The sequence below is a fragment of the Streptomyces sp. NPDC055966 genome (genome assembly GCF_042269865.1).
In the GTDB taxonomy this organism is placed as follows: domain Bacteria; phylum Actinomycetota; class Actinomycetes; order Streptomycetales; family Streptomycetaceae; genus Streptomyces.
In genome coordinates, this window is the sequence record NZ_JBHJYK010000003.1 from 231,340 (window position 1) to 247,483 (window position 16,144).

General features: G+C 72.5%; 16 protein-coding genes and 1 pseudogene. 7 read left to right on the plus strand and 10 right to left on the minus strand.

Annotated elements, in window-relative coordinates:
* Positions 1 to 58: 58 nt before the first annotated feature.
* Positions 59 to 1,066 (plus strand): helix-turn-helix transcriptional regulator, encoded by a 1,008-nt coding sequence (locus tag ACFC8N_RS07930; RefSeq protein WP_376287382.1) that lies wholly within the window; start codon positions 59 to 61, stop codon positions 1,064 to 1,066.
* A gap of 145 nt (positions 1,067 to 1,211) precedes the next feature.
* Here the strand turns inward: ACFC8N_RS07930 and ACFC8N_RS07935 are convergent, their stop codons facing one another.
* From ACFC8N_RS07935 to ACFC8N_RS07945, 3 genes are all read right to left on the minus strand, one after another.
* Positions 1,212 to 1,838 carry a TetR/AcrR family transcriptional regulator gene (locus ACFC8N_RS07935; protein ID WP_376287733.1) on the minus strand — a complete coding sequence of 209 codons (627 nt, stop codon included), beginning with the start codon at positions 1,836 to 1,838 and terminating at the stop codon, positions 1,212 to 1,214.
* Between the two features lie 912 nt (positions 1,839 to 2,750).
* Positions 2,751 to 3,749 carry an RNA polymerase sigma factor RpoD/SigA gene (locus ACFC8N_RS07940; RefSeq protein WP_376287384.1) on the minus strand — a complete coding sequence of 333 codons (999 nt, stop codon included), beginning with the start codon at positions 3,747 to 3,749 and terminating at the stop codon, positions 2,751 to 2,753.
* 547 nt (positions 3,750 to 4,296) lie between these two features.
* A complete protein-coding gene (locus tag ACFC8N_RS07945) occupies positions 4,297 to 5,073 on the minus strand; it encodes a class III extradiol ring-cleavage dioxygenase (protein WP_356036964.1) in 777 nt (258 codons plus the stop codon).
* On the opposite strand from ACFC8N_RS07945, the gene ACFC8N_RS07950 reads away from it, so the two are divergent.
* Positions 5,072 to 5,230: a hypothetical protein gene (locus ACFC8N_RS07950; RefSeq protein WP_356036967.1), complete on the plus strand. Its 159-nt coding sequence runs from the start codon at positions 5,072 to 5,074 to the stop codon at positions 5,228 to 5,230. The two genes, ACFC8N_RS07945 and ACFC8N_RS07950, sit on opposite strands and share 2 nt — an antisense overlap.
* 173 nt (positions 5,231 to 5,403) lie before the next feature.
* On the plus strand, positions 5,404 to 5,916 hold the full coding sequence (locus tag ACFC8N_RS07955) for a MarR family transcriptional regulator (RefSeq protein WP_356036970.1): 513 nt from the start codon (positions 5,404 to 5,406) through the stop codon (positions 5,914 to 5,916).
* Between the two features lie 25 nt (positions 5,917 to 5,941).
* On the opposite strand, the gene ACFC8N_RS07960 is transcribed toward ACFC8N_RS07955, so the two are convergent.
* Positions 5,942 to 7,486 (minus strand): MFS transporter, encoded by a 1,545-nt coding sequence (locus ACFC8N_RS07960; protein ID WP_356036972.1) that lies wholly within the window; start codon positions 7,484 to 7,486, stop codon positions 5,942 to 5,944.
* A 182-nt stretch (positions 7,487 to 7,668) separates the two neighbouring features.
* Positions 7,669 to 8,316 carry a helix-turn-helix domain-containing protein gene (locus tag ACFC8N_RS07965; RefSeq protein WP_356036975.1) on the minus strand — a complete coding sequence of 216 codons (648 nt, stop codon included), beginning with the start codon at positions 8,314 to 8,316 and terminating at the stop codon, positions 7,669 to 7,671.
* Positions 8,317 to 8,896: 580 nt separating this feature from the next.
* Here ACFC8N_RS07965 and ACFC8N_RS07970 point away from each other — a divergent pair.
* Entirely contained in the window at positions 8,897 to 10,132 is a 1,236-nt protein-coding gene (locus ACFC8N_RS07970) for a M6 family metalloprotease domain-containing protein (RefSeq protein ID WP_376287735.1), read from the plus strand.
* A gap of 72 nt (positions 10,133 to 10,204) precedes the next feature.
* The gene (locus tag ACFC8N_RS07975) at positions 10,205 to 11,830 is read left to right on the plus strand and encodes an IclR family transcriptional regulator C-terminal domain-containing protein (protein ID WP_376287387.1); all 1,626 of its coding nucleotides are present in this window, start codon (positions 10,205 to 10,207) and stop codon (positions 11,828 to 11,830) included.
* 22 nt (positions 11,831 to 11,852) lie between these two features.
* Here the strand turns inward: ACFC8N_RS07975 and ACFC8N_RS07980 are convergent, their stop codons facing one another.
* The 3 genes from ACFC8N_RS07980 to ACFC8N_RS07990 all read right to left on the minus strand — a co-directional run bounded on the left by ACFC8N_RS07980 (position 11,853) and on the right by ACFC8N_RS07990 (position 13,894).
* Positions 11,853 to 12,560, minus strand: a complete 708-nt coding sequence (locus ACFC8N_RS07980) for a B3/4 domain-containing protein (protein ID WP_376287389.1) — start codon at positions 12,558 to 12,560, stop codon at positions 11,853 to 11,855.
* 63 nt (positions 12,561 to 12,623) lie between these two features.
* Entirely contained in the window at positions 12,624 to 12,869 is a 246-nt protein-coding gene (locus tag ACFC8N_RS07985; RefSeq protein ID WP_356040411.1) for a hypothetical protein, read from the minus strand.
* A 53-nt stretch (positions 12,870 to 12,922) separates the two neighbouring features.
* On the minus strand, positions 12,923 to 13,894 hold the full coding sequence (locus ACFC8N_RS07990) for a hypothetical protein (protein ID WP_376287391.1): 972 nt from the start codon (positions 13,892 to 13,894) through the stop codon (positions 12,923 to 12,925).
* Positions 13,895 to 13,966: 72 nt separating this feature from the next.
* On the opposite strand from ACFC8N_RS07990, the gene ACFC8N_RS07995 reads away from it, so the two are divergent.
* Both ACFC8N_RS07995 and ACFC8N_RS08000 read left to right on the plus strand, forming a co-directional pair.
* Complete coding sequence (locus ACFC8N_RS07995) at positions 13,967 to 14,230, plus strand: hypothetical protein (RefSeq protein ID WP_376287393.1); 264 nt, start codon at positions 13,967 to 13,969, stop codon at positions 14,228 to 14,230.
* A 49-nt stretch (positions 14,231 to 14,279) separates the two neighbouring features.
* Positions 14,280 to 14,716 (plus strand): annotated as a pseudogene (locus ACFC8N_RS08000) (ATP-binding cassette domain-containing protein); the annotation flags it as partial.
* Positions 14,717 to 15,021: 305 nt separating this feature from the next.
* Here ACFC8N_RS08000 and ACFC8N_RS08005 read toward each other — a convergent pair.
* Both ACFC8N_RS08005 and ACFC8N_RS08010 read right to left on the minus strand, forming a co-directional pair.
* Positions 15,022 to 15,384, minus strand: coding sequence for a hypothetical protein (locus tag ACFC8N_RS08005; RefSeq protein WP_356040408.1), 363 nt, complete (start codon positions 15,382 to 15,384; stop codon positions 15,022 to 15,024).
* Positions 15,381 to 16,016: a hypothetical protein gene (locus tag ACFC8N_RS08010; RefSeq protein ID WP_362816567.1), complete on the minus strand. Its 636-nt coding sequence runs from the start codon at positions 16,014 to 16,016 to the stop codon at positions 15,381 to 15,383. The genes ACFC8N_RS08005 and ACFC8N_RS08010 overlap by 4 nt, the downstream gene beginning before the upstream one ends.
* Positions 16,017 to 16,144 lie beyond the last annotated feature (128 nt).

The window sequence follows — 16,144 nt, forward strand, 5'->3', positions numbered from 1 at the left end:
CAAAGTTAGGAGTCTATTAGGTCAGATCGTGTCCTAGTCGTACGGCATTCTCGTCCGTATGACTACCGACACACCGGCTCGGCTGCTGCAGTTGCTCTCACTCCTCCAGACCCCGCGCGAGTGGCCCGGCGGGGAGCTGGCCGATCGGCTCCGGGTGTCGCGCCGTACCGTGCGGCGGGACATCGACCGGCTGCGGGAGCTGGGCTATCCGGTGCAGGCGACGAAGGGCGCGGACGGCGGGTACCGGCTGGTCGCGGGCAAGGCGATGCCGCCGCTGGTGCTGGACGACGAGGAGGCGGTGGCGATCGCGGTGGGGCTGCGGGCCGGCGCCGGGCACGCGGTGGCGGGCGTGGACGAGGCGTCGGTGCGGGCCCTGGCCAAGCTGGAGCAGGTGCTGCCCTCCCGGCTGCGTCACCGGGTGTCCACCTTGCAGGCCGCGACCACACCGCTGACCAGCGGGGACGGCGCGCGCATCGCGCCGGAGACGCTGACCGTGATGGCATCGACGGTCGCGGGACACGAGCGACTGCGGTTCGCCTACCGCGACAAGGAGGGCGGCGAGACACGGCGGCTGACCGAGCCGCACCGACTGGTGTCGACCGGAAGGAGGTGGTACCTGGTCGCCTATGACCTCGACCGGGCGGACTGGCGCACGTTCCGGGTGGACCGGGTGAGCGAGCCGTTCGCGACCGGAGTGCGGTTCGCACCACGGGAGTTGCCGGCGGGGGACGCCGCCGAGTATCTGCGGCAGTCCATCAACCGGCGGCAGGAGACGTACGAGTTCGCGGTGCGCTTCGCCGCGCCCGCCGGGCAGGTCGCCGCGCGGGTGCCGGCCTGGCTCGGGGAGCCGGAGGACGACGGGAACGGCGGCTGTCTCCTGCGGGGCACCTCCGGTGATCCCGTGGAGTGGCTGGCGGTACGGCTCGCGATGGCCGGATTCGAGTTCACCGTACGGGGTCCTGGCGAACTGGCCGAGTGCGTACGGGAGTTGGGCGGGCGACTGAGCCGGGCGGGACGGGGAGAGGGCGGGCGGGGGGAGGGGGAGGGCGGGGCCCGAGGAACCTGACCCCGGGTCCCCGCAGTCCTGACCCCCTCCTGCGCTGACACCCGGGCGCGTCCGGCATCGGTTCACGGCACCGGCGCCCGCTCCCCCTCCCCCGGTTCCTCCCGGTGCCGGTCTCCAGCCCGTTCGCCGCCGGGCGGCCGGCGGCCTAGGGGGTGTCGTTCGGCTCATCCCGGGGGCGCGGGCCCTGGTCCTGCCCGCCCCAGTCGAATCCCCTCAGCGCTCGGAGGTTGTGCAGTGCCAGGGCCGCCGGGCCCTCGGGGCCGGTCGCCGGGGCGGAGGTGGCGGCCCAGGACTCCACAGCCACGCGGACGGCCGCGCCGGCGACGGCGGCGGTGAAACGGAGGGCAGGGGTGACGGTGGCGGGTCCGCCGGGCGCCGGGCGCGTCGCGAGGATCTCACCCAGGGTCGTCTCCGAGGCCTGGCACACCTCGGCCCAGACCTTGCGCAGGGCGGGGCTGCTGTCGGCCAGCCGGATCAGGGTGCGGACCCACTCCCAGGAGGCCGCCGAGACCCCGGCACCGGGGGTGAGGGTGTGGCGGACGGCGTGTTCCAGCGCCTGCGGGACGCCGAGGTGGGCCGGAGCCGCGCGGACCGCTTCCGCCCAGCGCTGGGCGCCGGCGGCGTAGAGCGGGGCGACCGCTTCCTCCTTGGTGGCGAAGTAGCGGTAGAAGGTGCGGGGTGCGATGCCCGCGGCCTGCGCGATGTCCTCGGCGCGGGTCGCCCGCAGGCCCTGCCGGACGAACAGCGCGCCCGCCGCCCGGGCGATCTCCATCCGGGTCTCGGCCTTCCGGCGCTCGGTCAACGAGACCGGTGCGGAGGCGGAAAACTGCTGGTGGGAGGGGCTGGGGGTGGTGCTCATTCCGGCAGGCTATGCCCATGTGGCAGAATCTGCCATCCGCGCGGTCCACCCCGGGGTTCAGGTACGGGGTGGGCCGCCGTTCCAACGTGTCGCACCGTTGTCGAGCCCGACTGCGCTTCAGCCACTACACCTCAGCCACCGGCCGTTCCACGACCCCGAGTTGCCCGCCGGACCGACGGAGGAACAGCTCGCGGACTGGCTGGAGTTGGCCGAGTCGGCGCTCTCCTCGCCCGGTGCGCGCCAGCCGCCCGGTGCGAGCCGACCGCCCGGTGCGCACCGACCGTCGTGAGCCGACCGCGCAGACCAGGACAGGAATGGCCACGGGGACAGCCGTCGCGCACACGAGAGAGCCGGGCTCCGGCACCCAGGGGGGATGGGTGCCGGAGCCCGGCTTCGGAAGGTCCCGGCGCCGGGGGGGATGGTGCGTCGGGACGTGGTTCGCGTGGGGACGGCCGGCGGCGCTGGATCGGCTGCCGTGCGGTGCGGATGTCGGGTGTGTCGGGCGGGCGGTGTGTCAGACGCTCTGGGGAGTGCGGTCCGGGTTCCCGGGGGGCTTGCGCTGGGCCCGCTTGGGTTGTTCCCGCGGGCCCGGGCGTTGAAGCGACAGGACCACGCCATGTTTGCGCCGTCTTTCGCCACCGGCGTGCGCGGTCCCGGGCAGCGCACGCCCACAACCACCCACACCCTCCGCAGCGCGCACACCTCGCACTCCGCGCGCAGCGCGCACACGACTCCGCAGCCGCCCCCTCCTGTCCTGTGAACGCCCCCTCTTGTATGCCGCCCCCAGTCCCGTACGCCGCTCCTCACGGGAGCGGCGTACGGCCGTTACGCGGCCGCGTCGAATCCGGTGTCCCGCGCGAGCTTCTTCAGTTCGAGCAGCGCGTGCTTCTCGATCTGGCGGATGCGCTCGCGGGTCAGGCCGTGCTCCTTGCCGACCTCGGTCAGGGTGCGCTCGCGGCCGTCCTCGATGCCGTAGCGCATCTTGATGATGGAGGCCGTGCGCTGGTCCAGGCGACCGATCAGGTCGTCCAGTTCCTCGCTGCGCAGCAGGGTCAGGACGGACTGCTCGGGGGAGACCGCGGAGGTGTCCTCCAGCAGGTCGCCGAACTGGGTCTCGCCCTGGTCGTCCACCGCCATGTTCAGCGACACGGGGTCGCGGGCCCAGTCGAGGACGTCCGTGACGCGCTCCGGGGTGGAGCCCAGCTCGGCCGCGATCTCCGCGGGCTCCGGCTCGCGGCCGTGCTCGCGGTTGAACTCGCGCTGGATGCGGCGGATGCGGCCCAGTTCCTCCACCAGGTGGACGGGGAGCCGGATCGTGCGGGACTGGTCGGCGATGGAGCGGGTGATGGCCTGACGGATCCACCAGGTGGCGTACGTCGAGAACTTGAAGCCCTTGCGGTAGTCGAACTTCTCGACCGCGCGCACCAGGCCGGCGTTGCCCTCCTGGATCAGGTCCAGCAGGGGCAGGCCGCTGCGCGGATAGCGCCGGGCCACGGCGACGACCAGGCGGAGGTTGGAGCGGATGAAGACGTCCTTGGCCCGCTCGCCGGCGGCGACCAGCGCCTCCAGTTCCTCACGGGTGGCGTCCGACGCGGACTCCTCCTCGCCGTCGAGGACCTGCCGCGCGAACACACCCGCCTCTATGGTCTGGGACAGCTCGACCTCCTTGGCGGCGTCGAGCAGCGGCGTACGCGCGATCTCGTCGAGGTACATGCCGACCAGGTCACGGTCGGCGATCTCACCGCCGTGTGCGCGAAGCCTGCTTGCCGAGTCGGCCGTCTCGCCGGAGGCGGACTGACGACGGGCGACGGCACGGGTTACCATGCGTGCTCCCTTGCGATGGTGGGCTGGCAGGTGGTCCTGTGGGCGCTCAGCACTCGGGGGACTGTGAAGGGACTCTCCTCGGCTGCCCTGCGTCCGATGGAAACAACGACTGGAATCCGGACAGAATTCCCAACCTGCCCTCCGATTTTTCTGATCATGCAGTACCCTGTCTCGCCGCATGGGGCGAGAGGGGCCGCCGAACCTGCAGAGACGCAGGTCAGGACGGGAGTCGAGGAGGATCTCCGTCGTCCTCGACCGCCCTCCCGACCCGGAAGACGGGTCGCGCCGCCCGATGGTTGCCACGCGAGCGGAATCACAGCAAATACTGAGCTAGGCCATATCCGGCCCTTACCGGGCGGAGACCGCGCAGGCCACCCACCGCCCCGCGGCAGCCGACACGCGGCACCCGCCATCGCAGGCCCTCGACCCGGGCTCCGCCCCTGACCTGGCCCCAGACTCGGACTCCGCCCCCGACCCGGACTCCGCCCCGCCCCCGGCTCGGACTCCGCCCCCGACTCCGCCGTCGGCGTCCACCCCGGGCGCAGCCTCAGCCGAACTGCACCGACCGCTTCGCCATGCCCATCCAGAACCCGTCGATCACGGAGGTCACGGACTTCTGCGCGGCCGGCTCGCCGCCCGCCTCGGCGGCGCCCATCGTGACGAAGAGCGGGGCGAAGTGCTCGGTGCGCGGGTGGGCGTAGCGGCCGGCCGGGGCCTTGTCGAGGAAGTCGAGCAGGGCGTCCCAGTCGCGGGCCTCCAGGGCGCGCCGGCCCCAGTCGTCGAACTCGGAGGACCAGCTCGGCACGCCGCCGCCGGTGTACCGCAGGGCGGCGAGGTTGTGGGTGAAGAAGCCGGAGCCGACGATCAGCACGCCCTCGTCGCGCAGGGGGGCGAGCTTGCGGCCGATGTCCATCAGGCGGACCGGGTCGAGGGTCGGCAGGGAGACCTGGAGGACGGGGATGTCGGCGTCCGGGTACATCTCGACGAGCGGGACGTAGGCGCCGTGGTCGAGGCCGCGGTCGGGCATGTCCTGGACCGGGACGCCGGGGGCGCGCAGCAGCTTGCGGACGGACGCGGCCAGTTCGGGTGCGCCGGGGGCGGCGTACCGGACGCGGTAGTAGTGCTCGGGGAAGCCCCAGAAGTCGTAGACGAGCGGGACGGTCTGCACCGCGCCGAGCGCGAGCGGGGCCTCCTCCCAGTGGGCGGAGACCATGAGGATCGCCTTCGGACGGGGCAGGCCGGCGGACCAGGCGGCGAGCTGGCCGGGCCAGACGGGGTCGTCGGCGAGGGGCGGCGCGCCGTGGCTGAGGTAGAGGGCGGGCATGCGCTCCTGCGATGCGGCGGACGTCTGCGACGGCGACGGCGCCGTGGACGTCTCCGGCGACGCCGCAGCGGGCGTCTCCTGCGGCACGGCGGGCATGGCGGACATGGCGGCGGCTCCCAACGGCAGGTCCAACGACAGGTCTCCGCGAGGTCCCTGACAGGCCCCCGCCAGGCTCCCGACAGAATTGCGGGAGCACCGCGCAAAGGCTCTGGAAGGACTCCGGGAGGACTCCGGACGAAGACTCCAGAGTTGCTTTAACTCTCAAGTTCTATCGGAAGCATACGGCCGATTTGTTCAAGTTTCAAGGAGATGCCTCGTACAGTGGGACACATGAACACGGCACCCGACCCCGACGCCGCGCGGCACCGCTGGCTCACCGACGAGGAACAGCGCGTCTGGCGTGCGTACATGCACGCCACCACCCTGCTGGAGGACCACCTCGACCGGCAGCTCCAGCGCGACGCCGGGATGCCGCACATCTACTACGGCCTGCTCGTCGGCCTCGCCGAGGCGCCCCGCCGGCGGCTGCGGATGACCGAGCTGGCGATGAGGTCGAAGATCACCCGCTCCCGCCTCTCGCACGCCATCGCGCGGCTGGAGAAGAACGGCTGGGTGCGCCGCGAGGACTGCCCCTCCGACAAGCGCGGCCAGCTCGCGGTGCTCACCGACGAGGGCGCCGAGGTGCTCGCACGGACCGCGCCCGGCCATGTGGCCACCGTGCGGCAGGCGATGTTCGACCGGCTCAGCCCGGAACAGCAGAAGGCCCTCGGCGAGATCATGGGGATCATCGCCGAGGGCCTCCAGCCCGACGAAGCGGGTGCGGATCTGCCCTGGCTCCGCTAGGGGGCGCGCCGTCCCGTGGACGGGGTCAGTGGGCCACCACCGGCACCGGCAGCTCGTCCTCGACGCCCTCGCCCGAGCCGGAGGTCACCGGGGTGGAGCCCGGGCGGCCGGCGTTGACGAAGGTGAAGGCGATCAGGGAGGCCACGGCCAGGATGCCGACGGCGAACCAGATCGCGCTGCTGTAGCCGTGCACCATGCCCTGGAGCTTGACCAGCTCCTGCTGCGGCTTGGCGGCGGCACCGGCGATGTGGTCCTTGATGTAGGACGTGGTCGCCGAGGCGGCGATGGTGTTCAGCAGGGCGGTGCCGATCGCGCCGCCCACCTGCTGCGAGGTGTTGACCATCGCGGAGGCGACACCGGCGTCCCGGGGCTGCACGCCCTGGGTGGCCAGGGACATCGCCGGCATGAACGCCGTACCCATGCCGAGGCCGAGCAGCAGCATCGCGGGCAGCAGCTGGGTGCCGTACGAGGAGTCGACCTTCAGCTGGGTCAGGATCAGCATGCCGAGCGCGGCGACCAGGAAGCCGGGCCCCATCAGGAAGCGGGCCGGGATCCGGGTCATCAGGCGGGCGCCGATCTGGGTGGAGCCGGTGATCATGCCGGCCACCATCGGCAGGAACGCGAAGCCGGTCTTGACCGGCGTGTAGCCCTTCACGACCTGGAGGTAGTAGGTCAGGAAGAGGAACAGGCCGAACATGCCGATGATCGCGAGGCCGAGGGAGAGGTAGATGCCGCCGCGGTTGCGGTCGGTCACCACGCGCAGCGGCAGCAGCGGGGCCTTGACCCGCGACTCGACGACCGCGAAGGCGAGCAGCAGCACCGCGGACGCGACGAACATCGAGACGGTCACGGTGTCGCCCCAGCCGTCGGACTCGGCGCGGGTGAAGCCGTAGACGAGCGCGATCAGACCGAGCGAGGACAGGACCACGCCGGGGATGTCGAGCGGGGAGCGGTTGCGGCCGCCCTCGGGCTCACGGATGACGAAGACGGCGCCGAGGGCCGCGACGACGGCGAACGGGATGTTCACGAAGAACGTCCAGCGCCAGTTCAGGTACTCGGTGAGGAAACCGCCGACGATCAGGCCGACGGCGCCGCCGCCGCCCGCGATGGCGCCGTAGATGCCGAACGCCTTGGCGCGCTCCTTGGCGTCGGTGAACATCACCGCGAGCAGGGAGAGCGCGGCCGGGGCGAGCAGCGCGCCGAAGACACCCTGGAGGGCGCGGGCGCCGAACATCATCGGGCCGGTGGTGGCGGCGCCGCCGAGCGCGGAGGCGAGGGCGAAGCCGGCCAGGCCGGTGACGAAGGCGCGCTTGCGGCCCCACTTGTCGGCGATACGGCCGCCGAAGAGGAGCAGGCCGCCGAAGGCGAGGGCGTAGGCCGTGACGACCCACTGCCGGTTGCCGTCGGATATGCCGAGGTCCGTCTGGGCGGAGGGGAGCGCGATGTTCACGATGGTGGCGTCGAGGACGACCATCAGCTGGGCGAGCGCGATGAAGACGAGCGCCTTCCAGCGGTTGGGGTCGACGCCGGCGGTGACGCCGAAGGCGCCCTTGCGGTCTGTTTCGGACATGGGGTTACCCACTTCGGGACTTTCGTGACGGAAAAAGCTGAAGTAAAGCGAAAAAATGGAAAGACGGAGGCGTGGCTCGTCGGCGGCGGTGGCGACGGACGGGTCGGACGGCCGCGGCGGACGGCCGGGATGTGAGGGTGGACTGCGGTGCGGGACCGAACTCATCGGTCAGGACTGGTCGGTCAGGGCTTGCGCAGCTCCCGGAGGGTCACGGCCTCGCCCGGCAGGGCGGAGCGGACGGGGGCCCGCAGGCCGTCGAGGAGGAGTTGCAGGTGGCGGTGGACGAACCGGTCGCTGCGCAGACAGTCCGTGCCGGCCGGGGGCCGGCTCAGTTGCGCCACGGCGATCATCACATCGCCGACACCGACGTCCGGCCGGAGCTGCCCGGCCGCCCTGGCCCGGTCCATGACCTCCTCGATGAGCTGCTCCAGTCGCTCGCGGGAGGCTTCGAGGTCGGGGTGGTGCTGGTCGAAGGTGCTGGAGATCATCGGGCACAGCGCGCTGATCCGCTCGTCGGCGGAGGCGTGCACGAAGCGCTCCAGCGCGGCGAAGGCGTCGCCGGTCTCGGCGAGGGCCTGCTCGGCCGCCTCGGCCGTACGGTCCACGACGGAGCAGACGACCTCGCGGACGAGGGCCTCGCGGTCGGGGAAGTTGCGGTACAGCGTGGCGTTGCCGACGCCCGCCCGGCGGGCGATCTCGTCCAACGGCACGTGCGGGCCGTCCTCGACGAACATCTCCCGGGCGGCGGTGACGATCCGCTCCCGGTTGCGCACGGCGTCGGCCCGGGGCCGGGGCACCTTGCGCACGGCCGGGGTGGTCGCGGTCGACACGGCGTACTCCTCGTGGTCGAAGTGACGGGGCCCGGCGGAGGCTTCGGGAGCTTCGGCGGGCGATGATCACGATCCGGGGAAGCAGTCCCCGTTTCGCTCGGACGCAGGGTTAAACGGGGAACGGGTCCCCGGATATTTCCCGCCCGCGCCACGAATCCCTGTGACCTGAGCCACACTCATCTCGGGCCGGGATTCACCCTGTTGCGGCCCCGTTTTCCCACGTTCGGTCTCCTCCAACGCGCGCCCCGCACCCCCTCGACACAGGGTGAGCGCAAGGGTGCAGCCGGCTACCGGCCGCTGCCGTGGAGCGAGAGGCCCGTGCATGCAGCCGCAGCCGCCCCGCCGCATACGTCTCCCCCACGGACACGTCCCCCACGACCACCCGACCACGGGCCGCATCCCGCACGAGAGCCGGTACGAGCGCCGGTACGGGAGCCGGCACGAGAGCCGGCACGAGTGTCCGCCCGACGGCCTGTACGACGAGGGCGAGGACGACGGCCGCGCCCCCTCCCTGCCCCCTTGCCGCAGGAGATCCCGGGCCGCCGGGGCGCGCAGCCGGCGCCGGATACGCACGCGCCGCGTGGCCGCCCTCGCCGCGGTGACCGCACTGACCCTCGCGGTCAGCACCTCGGCCGGGACCGGACATCTGACGGCGCCCACCACCGCCGGGCCCATCGCCCTGGCCCGCTCCTCCGCCTTCGGGCCCTGCCTGATCCACGGCAGCCCCGACATCCAGATGACCGAGGGCGTCCCCACCCCGCACGGCTACTCCCGCTCCACGGGCACGGTCCACGCCCTGACCCTGATGATCGACTTCTCCGACGCGCCCGGCCAGGGCAGCGCCATGGACCGCTTCCACGAGTTCTTCCCGCAGACCCAGGAGTGGTTCCGCACCGCGTCCTACGGCCGGCTCGACTACGAGCCCGAGACCCCGGTCACCGGCTGGCTGCGGATGCCCAAGCCCTTCAAGGCGTACGGCATAGACCGCGGCGCGCCCTTCGATCCCGGCTACCGCCAGCTGGTGCAGGACATGGTGGCCGCGGCCGACCCCGCGGTGGACTTCCGCTCGTACGACCTCCTGAACGTCCTGGTCACCCCGAACGCCGGCCCGTCCGCCCTCGACACCGTGCTGTCCGTGACCTTCGCCGGGAACGGGGACGCCCCGGTCGCCGACGGCGTGCCCGTCGCCAACGCGTCCTTCATCTACTCCCGCCAGGACGACGGCTCCGGCTCCTACGCCCACACCGGCTTCCGCGTCCTGCCCCACGAGAACGGCCACACCTTCGGCCTGCCCGACCTGTACACGCAGGAGGGCGGGGGCGCGGTCGGGCACTGGGACATCATGAGCGAGGACTGGGGGGCCGACAACGATCTGCTCGGCTGGCACAAGTGGAAGCTGGGCTGGCTGGACGCCTCGCAGGTCCGCTGCGCGGTACGGCCGGGCAGCACCGAGTACACGCTGACGCCGCTGGCGCAGGCGGGCGGCGAGAAGCTGGTGTTCGTACCGACGGACTCGCACGGCGGATACGCGCTGGAGCTGCGCACCCAGAGCGGCAACGACGAGGCGGTGTGCCACCCGGGCATCCTGATCTACCGGGTCGACGCGACGGTCGACACCGGCCGCGGCCCGATCACGGTCCGCGACAGCCACCCGAAGAGCGGCGGCTGCACCCGCACCCCCAACGTCCAGGCAGAACTCTCCGACGCCCCCTACTCCCCCGGCGAGACCTTCAAGGACCCGGGCCACGGCATCACGGTCCAGGTACGGGAGAAGGACGAGGACGGGGACTATCGGGTACGGGTGACACGGAGCTGAGGGAACGGCCCGGACGGACGGGGCCGGGCGGGGTTTACCGTAGGCGTGCCCGAACGCCGTACCGGAGAGCCGATGCCCGCTGCTGACCCCGTCCTGGACACCGACGTGCCCGCCGCCGCGGCCGGGCCGCCGGCCGAGGCGGTCGGGCCGCTGGTCCGCGGGGTCGGTGTGCTGCGGCGGCTGACCGAGGCCGGCGGCACGCTCAGCCCGAGCGCGCTGGAGCGGGCCACCGGGCTCGCGCGCTCCACGGTCGACCGGATCACCGCGACCCTGGCCCGCATGGACCACGTCCGCCTCGACGGCCGGGACGTCGTCCTCGCCCCGCGCGTGATGGAGCTGGGCAACTCCTATCTGGCCGCCCTGCGCCTGCCCGCACTGCTCGGCGCCCGCGCCGACGCCCTCGCCGACGAGCTGGACGAGTCGGTGTCCCTCGCGGTCGCCGACCTCGACGGCATCCGCTTCATCCACCAGGCCACCCGGCGCCGCGCGCTGTCGGTGAGCTTCCGCATCGGCGACCTGCTCCCGGCCGAACGCACCGGCCCCGGCCCGCTGTTCGCGACCGAGTGGACCGAGCCGGACTGGGCGCGCTGGCGGGACCGGCGCTCCGCCGACCCCCACGACACGGCCTTCCCCGCCCTCCCGCCCCGGCAGACGCCCGCCGCCGACGACACCCCTCTCCCCTCCTTCCCGGCACGGGTGGAGCGGGCGCGCGAGGACGGCTGGGCCCTGGACGACCAGCTGATCGAACCGGGCCTGGTCGCGGTCTCCGTACCGGTGCGGGACCCGTACACCGGCCGCCCGGTGTGCGTGGCGAGCGTGGTCAGCCACACCAGCCGGCACTCGGCGGCCGGCCTGCGCACCAGCCTCCTGCCCCGGCTGCGTACGGCGGTGGCGGCGATGGAGTGCGACCTGCGCACGGCACCCGTGCCCGAGCCCGGCCCGCCGCCCTCGGGCCTGGCGGCCTGGACGACGGCGTCGAAGCACGAACTGGGCCGGGATTTCGTGGAGTCGCTGGCCCGGGGCCTCACCGTCCTGACCGCGTTCGGCGCGGGCCGCTCGGCGCTGCCGCTGACCGAGGTCGCCCGGGCGACGGGCCTGTCGCGGGCCACGGCCCGGCGCGCGCTGCTCACGCACGAACACCTGGGCCTGGTGGCCGCGGGTCCCGACCGCTCCTTCGCCCTCACCCCGCGCGTCCTGGACCTCGGCTTCCCCTCGTTCTCCCGCACGACGCTGCCCCGGCTGGCCGAGCCCCGTCTGCGGGCCCTGGCCGACGCCCTGCACGAGCCGACGGCGCTCGCGGTCCTCACCCCCGACGGCAGGGAGATCCAGTACACGGCCGGGGCGGGCACGAGCCGTGTCCTCACGGTCCACATCACGGTCGGCGCCCGCCTCCCCGCCGCCGCGACCTCACTCGGCCGCGTCCTGCTGGCGGACGCCTCCCCCGCCTTCCCGGAGGTCCGCGCGCAGGGCTACGCCCTCGCCGACGAGGAACTGGAGTCGGGCCTGCGCTCGGTCGCCGTACCGGTACGGGACCGCACCGGCCGGGCGGTCGCCGCCGTGTGCGTGGCCACGCACACGGCTCGCCGCACCCTGGAGTCCTGCGTCCACGACGTCCTGCCCGCCCTGCGCACCACCGCCGACCGCCTCCAGGCCGACCTGCACACCGCCTCCCGCTTCACGCCCGTCCCCCCGGCGTGACCACGCGCGGGGCGTCGAGGTCTCAGACGGTGACCTGGGGCTGTGCCGGGCCGAGGTGGTGCACGGCGGTCTGCCCGGCGTGGGGGGCGAGGAGGCCCTGGAGTTCGTCGGCCGCGACCTTGAGGAGGCCGCCGTCCCGGGCGGCGTGGACGGTTTCGAGGATGAAGGCGACGTGGGTGGAGTCCTCGGTGACGCGGGTGCGGTGGGCGTCGCGGTGGTTCCAGTGGCGCGTCAGGACGCCGGCGGTGTCGGCGTAGACGATCTCGCCCGGCTTCGGGGTCTCGACGGTGTCGGGTTCGCCGAGCGGGGTGAAGGACTCGGTGCCGTCCGCGTGGCGGATGTCGATGTCGCCTTCGACCCGGTCGAGGTCGAAGGCGCCGGCGGGCAGGCCGTGCCGTACGGAGACGGCGTTGTAGGAATCGACGGCCGGGTTGATGCGCGGCAGGGTGCCCCGCTTGGCGAGGCGGCGGCCGAGCGCGTCGACGCTGGGGCGGATGCGGCGCGGGTTGGTGCCGAAGGCGCGGTAGGCGGTGTGCCAGGCCTCGATGCGGGGGTCGGTCTCGTCGGCGGGGGCCCAACTGCCGTCCGCGAGCTGCCGCTCCAGTTCCTCCAGGGCGGTGACGGCGTGCGGCCAGGGCTCACGGCCACGCAGGCCGGTGGCGGTGACCACGGCCATGAGGGCGTCGGGGAAGGCGTCGGCGACGGCGGGGGCGAGACGGAAGACGGTCATGGGCGGTGGTTTCCGATTCCTGGGAGTGTGCGGGGCCGTGGCCGGCCGGGGCGGCCGTTTCGATCACTGCGGCAGGACGCCGAAGTGGCGGCGGGCCGTCGTCACGGCGAGGTCCTGCACAGCGTAGGCGGTCAGGTAGTAGGCCTGGGGGGTGGTGCCGGGCGCCGGGGTCAGGGTGAACTCGGCCTCGCGGTCCTCGTCGGGCGTGGCCCGGATCTTGCGCAGGGCCGGTGCCACCGTGCAGTCCGCGCGCAGGTACCGGGGGACGTACAGACCGAGCCGCACCGGGCCCGGGCGGGCGCCGCGCACGGCGACCCGCACCTGAAGGGTGCCGCCCCGGGTGACCTGGTCGTCGGCGTGGATCAGCAGCTCCGGGGAGCCGGGCAGACGGAAGGAGACGTCGCCGCAGCGCGGGCAGATGACGCACTCGGTGTCGAGCGCGGTGGGGACCAGGGCGCGCCGGACGTAGCGCTCGGCGGGGCGGCCGCACGAGCAGCGCACCGAGGTCGCGGAGGCCGGGTCGAGGCGGCTGCGGTCGCCGAAGTGGGCGGGATGGTCGCTGAGTTCGTTCTCCGGGTCCTCGGCGAGCTGGGCCGCGACGGTCTGGTCCAGGGACTGCAGGTCGTCGAGGAGGCTGCGCAGGGTGTCGGCCCGGTCGCGGGACGCCGACGAGCGCCTGGTGACCAGGTTCTCGACCTTGGCGGCGGGCTTGCCGAGCCGGGGACGCAGCGCGTTGCTGGGGGGGGCAGCAGCCCGCCGGCGAGACAGGCGGCGAGGCGTGCGGCGGCGGTGAGGAGCAGCGGCTCGGGGTCCAGGGACGGGAGCGGCGGTGCGGCGCCCTCGTCGGCGGCCATGCCGAAGTGGAGGTAGGCGGGGAAGGGCTGAGCGGTGCGGATGCTCGCGTTGAGGACCGTGACCGAGGGGGCGTCCGCCAGGGCGGCGTCCATCCAGGCACGGTTCTCCGCGCGGTCGGAGTCGTGGACGGTGATCGCGGCGACGACGTCCTTGGCGGTGCCGTCGATCGCGTTGAGCATCAGCTGGTACTTGGGGTCGTAGAGGGCCGCGTCGGCGAAGGGGGCGTTGTTGCACGAGCTCATGACGATCTCGGCGGCGCGCACCTCGCGCGACTGGATCAGCTTGTCCATGGGCTTGTAGCAGGTGGGGCCGTAGGCGCAGGCGGGGCCGAGGGCGCCGGGGCGCCGGAGGGCGAGCTCGCTCAGGCCGCACACGGTGAAGTCGGCGAGGTTGATCGAGTCGTGATTGCCGTGGCCCTGGAAGAGGATCCTGCGCCAGCGGGTGCCGAGTATCTCGGACTTGACGTCGGTGCTCTCCACGCCGCGCTCGTCGCGCAGGTGGATGCCGGCCGGGGCGAGGGGGCGGTCCGTGGAGGTGCACAGGCGGGGAGGGTGTCGGGCCGCAGCAGGATGCCGCGCGCGTGCGGGACGGGCCGGTCCACCCCCGCGTACAGCGTGGCCGCGCGCCGGACGGAGGCGGCGAGGTCGGCGCGTCCGCCGGTCCACACCGGGACGGTCGGGTGCGAGGGCGCGGCGAGGAACTCCGCGACGGCCGCCGCGTACGAGGCCGCGTCGTCGGCCAGGGAGAACGGCGAGGCGGCCGGGGTCGCCGTCCCGTCGGCGGGGGCGTGCGGCGCGTACTGCATGAGCGGGTGACTCCTTCGCGGAAAAACGGCAGCACCGGCACGCCGGAGGCTGCCAGGGTGGCGTACGCGTCGTACCGGGCCATTTCCCCAGGCGCACGCCCACCCCGAGCTGCTCGGGCGGACCCTGGCGGACATCCTGTGGACCGAACACGCCCGGAGCCGCGGTGAGGCCATGTCGGCCCTGCGGCGCTACGGACTCGACCGGCAGGCGGACCAGGCCTTCGACCGTTTGTCGGGCGGCCGGCAGGCCCGCTTCCAGATCCTGCTGCTGGAGCTGCGGGGCACCACGGCACTGCTGCTCGACGAGCCGACCGACAACCTCGTCCTGGAGTCGGCGGAGGCTCTGCAGGAGGGGCTGGAGTCGTACGAGGGGACGGTTCTCGCGGTCGCCCACGACCGCTGGTCCGCCCGCTCCTTCGACCGCGGCAGCGACGACCGGGTACGCGAGACATCGGAACCGGTGTGGCACGAACACCAGGTCGAGCGCGCCCGCTGACCCACCCCGAGGCCCTACAGCCTCCCGAACACGATGCTCACCCCACCAACCCCACCCCGATCCGCTACCCTGTCAGGGACCGCCACCCAGGTGACGGTCCCACCCTTGCCACAACCGAGCCGGGTAGTCACTCAGAGTATTCAGCCACGTTCCACGCAAGGCCCCGCCTTCGTGGGCCTTGAGCAAAATTGCTAAGCCGCAGGTCAGCGGCTTACCCCAAACGGTCCTGGGAACGTGCCTCGCTGTTTTTGGGAACGTACGTAACGTCTTTGCAGGTCAGCCTGGCTGCTCGGGTGACTGTGTTGTCATGACTCAGCCCGGGGCTGGCCCCAGTCGATGACGTGGATGCCGGCGCGTTTGAGTAGCGGTTCGGAGATGCCCAGTCTCTGTACGGGTGAGCATCCGTGGCGTATCAGCCAGCGCTTCCTGCGGGCTCGTTCAGCGTCGGTGAGTTCGCTCCACTCATCGTTGTAGAGGCCTGGCTCACCGAAGTCACCGGATTCCCTTGCCCATTGCTGCACGAGGGTGAATTCGTTCGGGCTTGTGCGCAGGGCGATGAGCGCCCAGGCGGTCGTGTACGTGAGGGACGGTCCGTGCTGCGCCATGAGGCGGCGTGTCTGCCATTGGCGGATGGGGGCGAAGAGCCAGCGCCTGCGCTGCAGGTTCATGTGGGTGTGCTCCCGGTGTGCGGTGCCAGGGCGTTGAGCCACTGAGCGGATGCGGTCTGAAGTTCGGTGCTGCCGAGGACCTGAAGCGTCTGGGTCAGGGCGCGGAGGAAGATCTCCCGTTGGTGCGGCGTGCGGATGTCGCCGAGGAGTTGATCGACGAAGCGGGCCACTTCCTCGCGCAGCGCGTCGTGCGAGGGGTCGTGGGGAGCCTTGAGGTCCTTTACCGCTGTCGTGAGTAGTGGGAGGTCTGCGAGGCGCTTGGGGTACTGGTCGATCCACCAGACTCTGTGCAGGTCTGGGTCGGCCAGGATCCTCTGCAGGTGACTGATGCGGCGTCGACTCTCCTGTCGGTCGATGTCGCCGCGTTGTTCGGTGTCCAAGTGTTCTTCGGCCAGCTTCTGGTCGCGGCTTGTCACGGACAGGTGTGCTGTGCCGTGCACCGTGAGACCTTCCGGCAGGTCGTGTGGCTGGGTGAGGGCCACGTTGAGGGCATCTTCGGCCGCTGGGGCATCGAGCACGTCGTAGTGCGAGAGGGTTTGTCGAGCTTGTTCGCGCAGATGGTGGCGGGTGAGGGCGGCTGGGCTCCGGTGTCTTGGGGCAGAGTCGTCCAGCGCGCTCCACGTGCCGTCCATGCATACGGCGAAGAAGACGCTGGGCACGCGGCTGGGGAGCCGTTCGTCGGTGATCGAGACGGTGCATTGTCGGGGAGTGGCGCCCGGGCCCGTCTCTGCGGCGTGTGCGGTCGAAGGCGGTCCCGGGC

What these genes read in the sequence shown, in the direction of transcription:
- ACFC8N_RS07980 (WP_376287389.1), bottom strand. Translation starts at nt 12,560, where the DNA reads ATGACCGTCTTCCGTCTCGCCCCCGCCGTCGCCGACGCCTTCCCCGAC.
- ACFC8N_RS07960 (WP_356036972.1), bottom strand. Translation starts at nt 7,486, where the DNA reads ATGTCCGAAACAGACCGCAAGGGCGCCTTCGGCGTCACCGCCGGCGTC.
- ACFC8N_RS07945 (WP_356036964.1), bottom strand. Translation starts at nt 5,073, where the DNA reads ATGCCCGCCCTCTACCTCAGCCACGGCGCGCCGCCCCTCGCCGACGAC.
- ACFC8N_RS08010 (WP_362816567.1), bottom strand. Translation starts at nt 16,016, where the DNA reads ATGGACGGCACGTGGAGCGCGCTGGACGACTCTGCCCCAAGACACCGG.
- ACFC8N_RS07975 (WP_376287387.1), top strand. Translation starts at nt 10,205, where the DNA reads ATGCCCGCTGCTGACCCCGTCCTGGACACCGACGTGCCCGCCGCCGCG.
- ACFC8N_RS07955 (WP_356036970.1), top strand. Translation starts at nt 5,404, where the DNA reads ATGAACACGGCACCCGACCCCGACGCCGCGCGGCACCGCTGGCTCACC.
- ACFC8N_RS07935 (WP_376287733.1), bottom strand. Translation starts at nt 1,838, where the DNA reads ATGGAGATCGCCCGGGCGGCGGGCGCGCTGTTCGTCCGGCAGGGCCTG.
- ACFC8N_RS07940 (WP_376287384.1), bottom strand. Translation starts at nt 3,749, where the DNA reads ATGGTAACCCGTGCCGTCGCCCGTCGTCAGTCCGCCTCCGGCGAGACG.
- ACFC8N_RS07930 (WP_376287382.1), top strand. Translation starts at nt 59, where the DNA reads ATGACTACCGACACACCGGCTCGGCTGCTGCAGTTGCTCTCACTCCTC.
- ACFC8N_RS08005 (WP_356040408.1), bottom strand. Translation starts at nt 15,384, where the DNA reads ATGAACCTGCAGCGCAGGCGCTGGCTCTTCGCCCCCATCCGCCAATGG.
- ACFC8N_RS07950 (WP_356036967.1), top strand. Translation starts at nt 5,072, where the DNA reads ATGCGCTCCTGCGATGCGGCGGACGTCTGCGACGGCGACGGCGCCGTG.